5 protein-coding genes are annotated in these 13,459 nt (G+C 41.5%); 2 read left to right on the plus strand and 3 right to left on the minus strand.

The genetic code is table 11. From position 1 onward, the window contains the following. Together H6G28_RS29000 and H6G28_RS29005 are read left to right on the plus strand one after the other, a co-directional pair. Window positions 1–8,784, plus strand: an 8,784-nt coding sequence (locus H6G28_RS29000; protein WP_190676134.1) for a putative Ig domain-containing protein, incomplete at its 5' end; no start/stop codon positions are given. Window positions 8,785–8,803: 19 nt separating this feature from the next. Further along, window positions 8,804–9,589 (plus strand): ankyrin repeat domain-containing protein, encoded by a 786-nt coding sequence (locus H6G28_RS29005; RefSeq protein WP_190676136.1) that lies wholly within the window; start codon window positions 8,804–8,806, stop codon window positions 9,587–9,589. Between the two features lie 109 nt (window positions 9,590–9,698). Here the strand turns inward: H6G28_RS29005 and H6G28_RS29010 are convergent, their stop codons facing one another. From H6G28_RS29010 to H6G28_RS29020, 3 genes are all read right to left on the minus strand, one after another. Next, the gene (locus H6G28_RS29010) at window positions 9,699–10,604 is read right to left on the minus strand and encodes an S-4TM family putative pore-forming effector (protein WP_190676138.1); all 906 of its coding nucleotides are present in this window, start codon (window positions 10,602–10,604) and stop codon (window positions 9,699–9,701) included. Between the two features lie 16 nt (window positions 10,605–10,620). After that, window positions 10,621–11,637, minus strand: coding sequence for a hypothetical protein (locus H6G28_RS29015; protein WP_199332968.1), 1,017 nt, complete (start codon window positions 11,635–11,637; stop codon window positions 10,621–10,623). Between the two features lie 308 nt (window positions 11,638–11,945). Further along, entirely contained in the window at window positions 11,946–13,397 is a 1,452-nt protein-coding gene (locus H6G28_RS29020; protein ID WP_190676199.1) for a hypothetical protein, read from the minus strand. Window positions 13,398–13,459 lie beyond the last annotated feature (62 nt).

Raw genomic sequence — 13,459 nt, forward strand, 5'->3', positions numbered from 1 at the left:
GATGTCAATGCTACTGACCCTAATGGCGATTCATTGACCTACAAACTGTTGGTTTCCCCTGATGGGATGACGATTGATGCTACTACTGGTTTAATTAATTGGGAAACGACAACTATTGGTAATCAAGTCGTTGTTGTGGAAGTAGATGACAATCGTGGTGGTGTGACGCAGCAGCAATATACTTTATCTGTAATTGATGCACCACCGAACCGACCACCAGTTTTCACTTCTACACCAATAGTTGATGCCAAAATTAATACTCCTTATACTTATCAATTAGTTGCTCAGGATGCTGATCGTGACAGTTTAACTTTTTCACTGGTCAATGGGCCACAAGGGATGACGATAGACCCCAATACAGGAGTAGTTAATTGGACTCCCACAGGCACACAACTAGGCACATACAATGTAGTGTTTGCAGTTACCGATGGTCGGGGTGGAGTTGCCGAGCAAGCTTTTCAGGTACGGACGCAAGCACAAGCTGGAAACTATGCACCAACTATCATTTCAGAAGCAACAACTTCAGCTTATATCTCTAAAACTTACACTTATGATGTTAATGCGCTGGATGCAGATAATGATGCTTTAACTTACTCACTAGTGCAAGCTCCAGAAGGAATGACCATTGATGCCCATACTGGCATAATTAGTTGGACTACTCCCGTAGTAGGTCAACAGGATGTGACAGTGCAGGTGCAAGATAGCCGAGGTGGGGTAGATGTTCAAAGTTTCACTTTAAATACTTCAGATGTTCTACCAGGAGTCATTAGTGGCAGAGTTTATGTAGATAATGGTGGGCCAAAAGAACAACTGATTTACTTTGAAGATTTTGAAGACCCAACAAAATCATTGTCTGAATGGTCAAACCCGAAAACAGAAATCACTCCAGTAGGGGAACGCAGCTTTTTAGGGCGATATGCCAGAGATGGGCAAGGAGGAGGGAAGACGAGCCTAACACTTAATGACTTACCCGAACACGACAAAATCACGTTGTCATTTAAGTTGTTTGTCATTGAATCTTGGGATGGGAATGCGAATTGGTTGGGTGATGTACCACATACCTGGGATTTAATAGTACGGGATGGACCTACTCTACTCCATACCAATTTCTTGAATGTAGATTTTTATTGGTATGAAAATACTTTTGGGCAACATGCAGGACAAGCTTATCCTAATAATTATCCAGATACTCATCCTGATATTCCCTCTACTGCCAATAATGCACCCCGTACAGGTGCTTCTGAAGTGAATACTTTGGGTTACAGCTTCTATGGAGATACTGTTTATGATTTAACTTTTACCTTTGAACATTCAGGCGATAATTTAATCCTAGATTTTTCAGGAGACAATCCCTTCTTATCTTTTGATAATGAAAGCTGGGGTCTAGATGACATTGAAATTCGCACCATTTCTCAAGGTAAAGGATTAGCCAATGTTCCTGTATACCTTGATAGTAATAATAATGGTCAACGCGATGGGGATGAAGTATTTACACGCACCGATAATCAAGGTAATTACTCATTTAATGTTGCGGCTGGTAATTATACCGTAGTACAAGAACTCCAACCTACTTGGTCTTTAACTACACCGACCACTGGAAATTATCAGGTCACGGTTGCTAATAATCAAGTAATTAAACAAATTGATTTTGTCAATGTTATTGGGTCGGCAATTAACTCACCACCTACTTTCCTCAGCCAGCCGACAACAACCGCAATGGCAGGGCAGAAGTTCCGCTATAAACCCATCGCTAGTGACCCAGACGGCGACCCAGTTTCTTACAGTCTCAAGGTTGGGCCTGATGGTATGGTAATTGATCCGACAACGGGATTAATTTCTTGGGTTCCTACGGCTAATGACTTAGGATTGCATGATGTCATTTTGTCTGTGGCTGATGGGCGCGGTGAACAAACTCTACAATCATTCCAAATTAAAGTAGATCCTTTTAATTCCTTACCAGTATTTTTATCTGGGCCGGGTTATGGTCTGCCAACAGAGCCGATTGCTGTTGGGCAAACATACTCCTATCAGCCTCGTACTCAAGACCCAGATGGTGACACTATCACTTACAGTTTGACTGCTGCGCCTAGTAATGCTCACATCAATCCGCAGACTGGTCTTTTAACTTGGATTCCTACTGATAGTCAAATCGGTCAACAATTGTTTGCAATTACGATTAACGATGGTCGGGGTGGTAAAACTACTCAATCTTTTGAAATTCAGGTACTGGACGCACAAAATGCTCCACTCAATCAAAACCCAGTTATTAGCTCTAATCCTAGAACTGAAATTGCATTAGGACAGAGTTACTTCTACGCAGTCCAAGTTGCTGACCCGAACGGCGACCCACTATCAATGAGTCTGGAGAATGCCCCAGCCGGCATGACCATCGACAGCAGTGGCAGAATTTTCTGGCAGCCTCAAGCTTCACAACTTGGTTCTCAACACGTCAAACTGAATGTCAGCGATGGTCGCGGTGGAATTGCTACTCAATCTTTTGATATTAATGTAGTCAGTGCTGCTTTTTACGTTAATAATGCACCCACCATTACTTCTGCTCCTAACCTAATTACCAACCTAGATCGGGCTTATGAGTACAACCTTGCAGGCAGCGACCCAGATGGCGATTTGCTGTTCTGGAGCTTGGACAATGCACCAACTGGTATGGTCATTGATGCTCAGACTGGTTTATTGCGCTGGCAACCAACAACTAATCAAGTTGGCGAACATACTGTAGCAGTACGACTCACCGATGCTTATGGCTTGTACATTGGTCAGGAATTTATTTTAACTGTCACCGGAGTTAATGCACCACCGCAGATTGTTTCTGCACCAGTTACAAGAGCAGCATTAAATCAGGCTTATACTTACACAGTTGTTGCCAATGACCCAGAAAATGATGAACTGACGTTTGCTCTAGGTACAAAGCCAGACGGCATGACCATTGACAGTAACGGTATGATTCGCTGGACTCCTCAAGGAGACCAAATTAGCTCTCAAACCGTTGAAGTACTAGTTACTGATAGTCAGGGCGATGCAATAATCCAAACATTTACTATTGAAGTGAGCGAAACCGCGCTCAATCACGCACCCAGTATCACTTCCACTCCTGTGTACGTAGCAAATACTGGCAGTGCTTACAGCTACCAAGTACAAGCAACTGACCCAGATGCAGGCGATCTCTTGACTTATCAGCTGTTGTACGTGCCTATGGATGTCACGGGTATTACCATTGACGCGGCGACTGGTCTGTTGACTTGGCAGAATCCGGTGGCTGGTAACTACCGAATCGTTGTCGGTGCAGTTGATGATGGTGGATTAGGTGCAGCACAAGGTTTCAACTTGACTGCACGAGCTAACAATGCCCCAGTGATTCGCTCTACTCCTGTGTTAACTGCCACTCCTGGTAGTGCTTATGCTTATGATATTATTGCGGCGGATGTGGATGGCGATCGCTTAACCTACACCTTAGATCAAGTGTCGGTCAATAAAGGCATAACATTAGATGCGCTAGGACGATTGCGCTGGAACCCGACTGTTAGTAATGTTGGGACGCATCAAATTCTGGTATCTGTCAGTGATGGTATCGTGTCCACTCCGCAGCAGTATGACCTTGTGGTAGCGGCTGATGATATAGCACCAAAAGTCAGGCTGATAGCAAATTACGATCAAGTTGATTTAGGTGAAACCGTAATCTTCCAAGCAAGAGCTACTGACAATATAAAGGTTGCTGGTTTACAGTTGCTAGTCAATGGTAATGCGGTTGTGCTTGATGCAAATGGTATGGCCAGAGTAGCAGCTAGTGAATTAAGAGATTTGAACGCCGTTGCGATCGCCACTGACACAGCAGGTAATACTAACCAAGCGACATTCGATGTAATTGTCCGTAATCCTGATAGCGTCAATCCTCCTCAAGTGAGCCTCAACCTTGGTGCGATCGCTGGTAGTCTAATCACTGCACCTGTCAATATTGTTGGTACTATCAACGATGACGATCTCAAGTATTACATCCTAGAAGTCGCGCCTGTTGCTGGTGGAGAGTTCAAAGAAATTTTCCGAGGTACAACTACAGTCAATAACAATGTACTAGGTAAATTTGATCCATCTCTGTTACAAAATGACTCGTACATCCTGCGGTTAACTGCCTATGACCAGGGCAACAATGCCAGCACAGTTGAACAAGTCGTTGATGTTGCTGGCGAGTTGAAACTGGGGAATTTTAGGCTGTCGTTTACTGATTTGACGGTTCCTGTAACCGGGATTCCGATCACGCTGACACGCACGTATGACACCCTCACTTCGGGTATTACCGATGACTTTGGGTATGGGTGGCGGCTTGAGTTTAGAGATACTGATCTTCGGACTTCTCTGCGTCCACCGAGTGAGGAGGAGCAACTACTGGGCTACCAGTCGGCGTTTAAGGATGGTACTCGTGTGTATATCACGTTACCGGGTGGCAAGCGGGAAGCCTTTACGTTCCGTCCCACAGTAGATCCGATATTTGGATTGGCGAGTGCGATCGGTGGGGTTAACAGTACAGTGTATAAACCCGCTTTTGTTGGTGATAAAGGGGTTACTAGCACGTTGACCGTTAAGAGTGCGCGGATTCTGCGGAAGGATGGGACGGATGAGTATGTTGGCTTGAATGGTGGAATAAATTACAATCCCGCAGACGTGAATTTCGGTAATGTGTACGTGCTGACGACCAAGGAAGGTATCGTTTACGAAATCGACGCGCAGACTGGGGATCTGCTTACTGTAACCGACACTAACGGCAATAAGCTTACTTATACGGATGATGGAATATACAGTTCTGCCGGGAAACAAGTCACTTTTGAGAGGGATGCACAGGGTAGAATTGCTGCGGTTAAAGACCCGATGGGTGAACTTATCAGGTACACCTACGATGCGAAGGGTGATTTGGTGAGTGTTAAGGATCAAGAACAATTTGAGACTCGCTTTGTTTACGATACTACTCAACCCCATTATTTGAAAGAAATCATCGATCCCCTAAACCGTACTGGTGCAAAAGTTGAGTATGGGGAAGATGGCAGATTAAAAAGAACGCTCAATGCCACAGGTAATTCTGTAGAGATTGACTACGACCCAGCTAATTCCCTGCAAACTGTCAAGGATGTGTTAGGGAATCCTACCACTTATGAATATGACACCAGAGGTAATGTTGTACGTGTCGTCGATGCACTCGGTAATCAAACCCGTATGGTATATGACGACAATAACAACCTGCTGCAAGTAACAGATGCTAACAATCTCGTAACTAAGTATGAGTACGATGACAAAGGCAATTTGAAATCTCGTACAGAGCAGTATTGCGGTTGTGCCACTGTCACTCCTGGAAGCTCATACTACACTTACGACAAGTTCGGCAACATGACATCGCTGGTAACGCCAACTGGTGCTTCCATGATCATGAAGTACGATAGTTATGGCCAATTGCTGTCAATGAAGGATGGCAAAGGGAACGTTATTCAGTCGTTCAGCTATTATGCCAATGGTTTGGTGAGAAGTGAAACAGACTCCACTGGTACAACAGTTTACGAATATGACGATTTAGGCAACTTAATTCAAACTACCGACCCGGATGGCAGCATCACAACAATGGAATACGATGCCAACGGAAAGCTGAAGCGGATGGTGGAAGATAATGGTACTCCTAATGACACCAGTGATGATGAAATTTCTACTTTTGAGTATGACAAACTGGGACGAGAGAAATTTACTGACTACGGTAATGGCATCTGGGTGAAATACGATTATGAAGGTGTTGGTAGTGATTGGACGAAACTGGAAGCTCCCACCATTGGCAAGATTGAGCGCAAATTAACTGCTGATGGCAAGTTGGCGGGCTGGGTGACTGCTGATGGTGGAACACCAACATTCAAGTACGATTTAGCTGGGCGTTTGTGGAGGGAAACGGATGCTAGTGGTAATGATGTTACTGAATACAGCTACGATGCTGCTGGAAGAGTAACCAGCGTCAAGGATTTACAGACAGGTGCAACCACAAGCAAAAAATACGATGCAGGTGGTCGGGTGATTGAAGAAGTGGATACCCTAAAGGTGTTTACTCGGTACAATTACAACTCTCGCACAGGTCGCCTAGATTCCACCGAAAGCGGTAAATATTTAACTAATGCTTCAGGTAATCTCATTCTTGATGCCAATAATAATCCCATAGTTGACACAACTGTGGAAATACGGACTTACCGCTACGAATACAATGGCTTGCAAACAACGGTAATTGACCCATTGGAACGTAGAACAACAACTGTCTCTGATGATTATTACTTGCCGAAAGAAACAATTTATCAGTTGCGCGACGGAAGCAAATTTAGTGAGAAAACAGAATATCTCTACGCAAGCAATCTGCAAGAAGCTAAGGATTATCCTACTAGAGTAGTGGATATTGGCGGCAATGACCGAGTATTTGAATATGATGATTTGGGGAGATTGAAGTCTGCTACTGATCTGGGGAATAGCAAATACGTCTATGACTACGGTGATGATGGTTTGGCAAAGATCACTTCCCCTACAGGTGAAACTTTGCAGTATGGTTATGATGCACTGGGCAATTTGGCAAAAGTCACCTATGGCGATAGTAGTTTCAAGCAGATGACTTATCGTGCTAGTGACAACCGTTTGGAAATGGAGACACTGCCATCTGGGGAAACTATCACCTATCAGTATAATGATGCGGGACAAGTGACCTCGCAAACTTCTTCCACCACTGGTGCTGTTAGTTTTACTTATACTGAAGAAGGTGCAGTCAAGACGATGACTGACTCTACAGGTACAACAACTTACCGCTACGACAGCAATAAACGTTTTGAAGGGATTGATTCTCCTAACGGTAGCAGTATTAGCTACACTTACGACATTGTGGGGCGCATTAAGACTTTAACAGAGAAAGGATCTGCTACTGCAACAGCGTACACGACTGAATATGACTACGATGCTTTTGGCAATCTTAGCTGGATTAAAGACCCTGCTAACGGCATCACTACAATGAAGTACGATGTCGTGAACCGTTTGCAAGAACGAACACTGCCAAATGGAGTGAAAACCACTTATGAATATGACGATTTGGATAGAATTAAATCAATTGTTCATAAGAACGAGCAAGGTCAAGTTTTGGCATCTGTAACTTATGAACGTGAAAGGATTGGCGAACCCAGCAAGATAACTCGTGAAGATGGCTCTTACGTGAAACTGGAGTATGATTCAGCACTGCGGGTTGAAAAGGAATCTTACTACAATGCTGCTGGGCAATTGCTGAATGAAACCAGCTATAGCTATGATGCGTCTGGTAAGAGACAAGTACAATCAACAAGCGGGGGCAATCGCACTTTCAATTACTCTACTGGTTATCAGTTAGATACTGTCACTGAAACGGGTGAAACTGAAAACTATGATTATGACACTGATGGTCGGTTAACGCTGATTGAACGTGATGGTAAAACGCTTGACCTAGAGCATGATTCTTATGACCGCTTAACAACAGTAGAAAATGAAACTACTGGCGAGACAACACAGTATATTTACGATGGTCAAGGTAATCGAGTTAAAGCAATAGAAGGGATGCAAGAACGCAGATTCTTGGTTGCTCCAGCAATGGGCGGAGGACTACAATCAACCGACCTCATCACTGATGGTAGTGGTAATCTCATCAGCAACTATATTTATGGTGGCGGTAGCAGCCCCTTCATGCGAATAGATGCTAACGGCAATGCTGTGTACTACCTGACCGATGCGATGGGTAGTGTGATTGGATTGGCTGACGGTAGTGGTGCAAGTTCAGGAAAGTTTCTCTATGATGCCTTCGGCAGTATTTTGTCACAGGTAGGTGGTACAGATAATGATTCAGGCGGTGACTTTAGGTTCCAAGGGCAGTGGCTAGAGTCACAAAGCGGGTTGTACAACTTTAGGGCAAGGGATTACGATCCTGCAACAGGATTGTTTTTGAGCCGTGACCCTGTGGATATTATTGAGACTGAACCTGAAAGCTTTAATCCTTATCAGTTTGTGTATAACAATCCCTACATATATAGCGATCCAACAGGAATGATTACTCTTGGGGAATTGGCCTCTGCGCGTCAAGTAGAAAATATACTACAAGGTATAAAATCCTATAGTACACAACAAGCAAAAGAATATCTGCTTGATAAAGTTAAAGGAGTGGCTGGAGACATTCTTCTATCTGTTGTAAATCAACTAGTTCCTTTCAATGCGTTTGATACTGTTAAAGCTCTGGGGAGAACTTTAGACGCAGGAATTGAATTTGAAAATATACTTACTAACGCTGTATGTGAAGTTATTTCAGGTTCTTTTCCTCAGTTTACTCAAAATGTTTGGTTACAACCTAGGGTTTCAAGTTTAGGAAAGCCTATTGATGATGGTTTTGCTTGTGGAAGTGAAATTCCATCAAATATAAGTCAGCGCTATTTTGAATTAAAGCTATTTGGCTCAAGACCAGACTTTATTATAAAGAGTGGAGGCCCCCGGACAACAGATAAAAACCCAAAAGCTTACTTAATTGGAGATGTAAAACTAGCTGGTAAAACAGTGGCTAGTAGTAGCTATAGCAATCAGTGGAAAGCTATTATGAATTATGCAAAATATGAGAATGGACATCAGTATCAACCTGTTGCTTTATTTGTCACTTTTTTTGCTCCAACTCAAGCGGAGTATAAAAAAATTCAAAAAAGAGCTTTACCATACAGAGTTAATCCAGTAGTTGCACCCTTAGTATCTAGGACTAAGTAACTGAAAAATGAGTATCGATATGGAATTAATAGAAGAATTGTTTGATTCTATTACACAGGAAAATCTACAATATGCCAGAGAAATAATTACATCTGGATGTGATATTAACTTTCAACTTGAAGATGGAGTAACGCCACTAATGATGGCTGCCAGCACAGGAAATTTAGGAATTGTTCAGTTATTAGTTGAAACTGGTGCAGACATTAATCAAATAGATGTTTATGGCAATTCTGCCTTAATGTATGCTTCATTTGAAAATTTCTGGGATATAGTTGATTACTTAATTCCATTAGCTAAACCTGAATTGAGAGCAACACATTTGTTTGCCGCAGCATCTGAGGGACACACTAGATTAGTCCAAGCAATAATTTCTAGTGGTATAAATGTTGATGCTTACAGACAAAAGGGTGTTTGGAATCAAAATGGAATGACCGCTTTAATGATTTCTGCTCAAGCAGGGTACTCTAAGATAGTGAAAGTATTATTAGATGCAAATGCTAACCCCAATTTGACAGAAGGAGATACAGGTGGAACACCATTGATGTATGGAGTCGAAAGTGGAAATGTAGAAGTAGTTCGCTTGTTGCTAAAGGCAGAAGCTGATTTGAATTCACAAAACTTTACTGGAAAAACGGCTCTCATAAAAGCAGTAAAAATGGGTAATACGGAGATGGTAAAAACTTTGCTTCAAGCTAATGCCGATATTACTATAAAAGATCATGATGGTAAGATCGCGTTAAACTACGCTTTGGAAAGTAATCATATAGAAATAGCAAAGTTACTCCAAAATGCAAAGGGTGAATAATGTAGTTTAAACCAAACTTAGATTTCATTACCATCATTACATTGCCATGTTTAGCTACCATAGTCGTCAAAGTTGCCTCTCCAACCGTATAAGGATTATAAGCTTAAATTTAAGGAGTTTTCTTCAATTCTTCAACTAAATCCTCAGCCCCTCTATTCATTTGTTCTTCATTCCTACGTCTCAAGCGAGAATAAAACCAATCAAGAATTAATGGACTGCGCCGACGGTGATCGTAAATTTGAGTTTGTAAAGTATATGACTCTCTTTCTAAATCTTGAGAGGTTAACTTTCCGTTTTTTAAGTCTTGTAAAAGAGCCTCAGCATCTTCCCTAAGTTGATCTAGCCTGTTTGCAGCCTCCTTATGTTCAGTATATTGGCGTAATCCAAAAACGTAAGCTGGAGCCAAGGGAGCTATTACTGCTAATAAAAATTTTTCAAGTGTTAAACCCCCAATCAAGCTAATTAAGAAAACTGTAAGTGTAAGGATAAATAGTATAGTTATCATTACTATGGCATATCGACGACGTAATTGAGCATCCCACCATACATTGGAACGTTGGCAAATTACTCGTGCTTGGTCAAGAGGTAACTGTCCAACAGTCGGCGAATACCAATCTATAAGGCTTGCATAGTTTGGCTCTTTAATCTTAAATTTATTAGCTGCCTCAATAATAGTTTCTGGCTCAACACGAAGCCCACAGTTCAGACTTAACCAATTAAATTGCAAAACTTCACAGTCAAAAAGTTGCTGTATTTTTGCAGCTTTCTCTTGAAGGGATTTTTGGATATTAGTAAAAACTAAACTTTCTAATAAACTAGCTATGATTCCCCACAATCCGGCATAAACTGTCATGTTAGGGAAGAAAGCAATTATAATTGACCATATAATTGCTAAGGGAACAGTAATTAATACGCTAATAAATTGCAAAACTTTTGCATCAGAGTATAATTGCCTTTGTGCTGCTAATTTTTCTAATTGATTAGGTAGATTTTGTTTTTGAGGAATATCATTCATACATTATGTTTTTTTGTTAAAATTCACCATATCCAGGAAAATTAGAACCAAAAATATCTTTCCATTTAGTAATAGATAGTTTTTGTCTATCTTCATTTTCTAATTTTAAAGCTTCTAAAGCTTTTATTTCATCAAAATATGCTTTAGTAAAAATTTTAGTTTTTTCTTCCATACTTAAACTGTTAATATTACCTTGAATAGCTTTAGGATCGTAAACTGGAGAATAAATATTATCCTGAATGTATTTTAATACTTTAGAAATTTCTTTATAAACATATTTATTAGCTTTGAAATAAAATTGCGTAGAATAATAATTTAATATCATATTTTCTAATAAATACGAAGACATAGATGGCATTGTAGGTCTTCGGTTCCAATATTTTATAATTCTTATGACATTTAATACATTGCCGTCGTGCATCTGATTTATTTCATTGACACGACTCCTATCAATTCTAGGGTCAGTTTTTTGCCAGTTGCCCTTTCCATCAGGTATTAAATAATAAGTCCTGTTATAGGCATCTTTAGTTGTAAAGAAACAAGGTATTATATCAAAAGTCCAAGGATAGCTCTTTAAATTTAAAATAGCAACTTCTTTATTAAGCTTAATATTAGCACTACCATACTGTGAAACCGGCGAAAGGAGGCTAACAAATTTATTGATAACTCTCCTTGAATTAAGTTTATTTGTGTTCTCATAACACAGCAATTTCAATTTATATTCAGAATTAGGGACATATATTTCGACCCTATCTGCATATTCTTGATATTGGCTGCCTTCAGCACTAAGGGCAATCATTATATCAACATCATCTAGCTCTCGTTTCTTAGTACGCCTAGCAAATGAGCCAAAAAATATATCTTTCTCTGAGTACAGCTTTGGAAAGTTTCTATCCTTACTTGGAAACAAGTGTATTTGAGAAAGGAGCCAATTTCGACTACTTCTAGGTAATTTAGTTTTATCGGGATCTAAATTGACATAATCTCTTAAAAAAATTTCAAAAGCTTCATCAACTGTTCTAGCTATTTTCATGGGGATGTATTAGCTTTTTTATTAATTTATGCCGTAAATAGTATCAATAGTAAACTTGTACTGGAATTTGTCAAAATTTTAACCTTTGAGGTATATAAAGGTACTACTTTGTGAGTAGGGATAACCGTACTTCGCTTTAATTCTTGGAAAATACGAATTTTGACGGCTACTGGGTACTAAATTGATTAGAGCCTGTAAAAAAATAACTTTTACATTTTTTTGTCTAGAACACTTGCTAAAAAAGCATTTCTAATTAAAAAGAAGGAAGGTTATTATTTGACAAGCTCTTACTTAGGGTTGTTGCCGCCTTATTCTCGCTCCCATTCAATCAACAGCCCATCGACAACCACAAGCCCCCACTGCGGACACTTCGCCACCAGCTTCTTGATCACAATCCTCAAAGCCGGATCATCTGCCCAACACTCCATCAAAAAATCATCCCCTGGATTTTCGCGCCATTGTTCCGCCATCTTCAGTTTTTCCATACGCCAAGGCCGCACTCTTGATCTCTCAACAACAGCCTCATAAGACCATTTCTCAGGATCAGAGTCAGCCGCCACAGCACAAACACCTTCATGATGGGCTTTTGGTTCCTGGGAGGACGCGGCGAAATGGCTGTTTTCTGGAACGGCAGACGCGGCGGAAAAATTCTCATCACGACGTGCGATCGCATCACCACTCAAATCCTCATTCTTTTTCATCAACGACGCAGACAGACACGGTTGAGCTTGGTTTGTGGATTGACTGAGATTTTCAAAATTCGGCGTGGCAGGGGCGGCAGAAAATGTGCCTTCATGATTGGTTCCCGGCTCATCATCCAAATCCTCATTCTTTTCCATCAACGAAGCAGACAGGCTCGGTTGAGCTTGGTTCTGGGGCTGATTGAGGTTTTCTAAATTTGCAGCGATGGGCGCGGCGGAAAAATTGTCTTCATGAATGATTTCCTGGTCAACACCCAATTCTTCCTTCTTTTCTAACAACGAAGCGGATTGACTCGGCACGGCTTCTACAAGCGTCAGCGTCGTGCAGTCCGTTACCGCAGGTAACTCTTCTTTTTCTTCTTCCACGCCAAGGACAGTTTGAGGCGACGCGCCTTTTGGGGGCGCGTCAGCCGTCTCATCAACACACAAATTTTTGTTTTGCGTGGAAGAACTAACTACCTTACCAACAACCTTAGTTGGTTGTTGGTAGGTAGTTAAAGAATAGTTAGAAACGTTGTTAGGTTTCTGGAAGCCTTGCAAATCCTCACTTTTTTGACCATTCTTTTGGAATTGTTCCAAATCAGGGTGGAATTGTTTCACTTCGGGTTGGTTTTGGTTCCTCCCGGTGTGGTTGATTTCCTTCCCGGCATGGACGGCTTTCTCGTCACAAGAATTGGTTTCGCCCGATGTGGACGATTCCCAGTAAAAGCGATTGTAATAACCGTGAAGGTTACGGACACGATACCCAATCAGCCCAGGTCTACCAGAAGGCAATCGGCCAAACACTTCCTCATACTGAAACAGCCCTTGGGCAGTCAACGCTGCACCTGCTTTCTGGAGTGACTTGTAAGTGAGGTTAGTTTCCAGCTTGTGAGCAGACCCACCAAATTGCTCTGCTGCAACCGAGTCCAACCATAGCTGCTGCACACAGGGCGGTTGTTGTCGTACCCAGTTGATATCCTCAATCGAGATTTTGCAGTGGGGTCGAACTGGTTTTTCCTCTGTTCTGCGATCGCCTTTATTTTGGCCACCTTTGATTGCTTTTAATGCTGTAGTCATAATTTCTCCTAAAATTAAGCATGACAATATGGGCGACATAGTTCTAATGCCACATTCAGCTT

Origin of the sequence: Nostoc sp. FACHB-190, from assembly GCF_014696905.1 — a bacterium.
Classification (GTDB): Bacteria; Cyanobacteriota; Cyanobacteriia; order Cyanobacteriales; family Nostocaceae; genus Nostoc_B.

Coding starts and splice junctions, on each gene's coding strand:
- H6G28_RS29015 (WP_199332968.1), bottom strand. CDS start 11,637: ATGAAAATAGCTAGAACAGTTGATGAAGCTTTTGAAATTTTTTTAAGA.
- H6G28_RS29020 (WP_190676199.1), bottom strand. CDS start 13,397: ATGACTACAGCATTAAAAGCAATCAAAGGTGGCCAAAATAAAGGCGAT.
- H6G28_RS29010 (WP_190676138.1), bottom strand. CDS start 10,604: ATGAATGATATTCCTCAAAAACAAAATCTACCTAATCAATTAGAAAAA.
- H6G28_RS29005 (WP_190676136.1), top strand. CDS start 8,804: ATGGAATTAATAGAAGAATTGTTTGATTCTATTACACAGGAAAATCTA.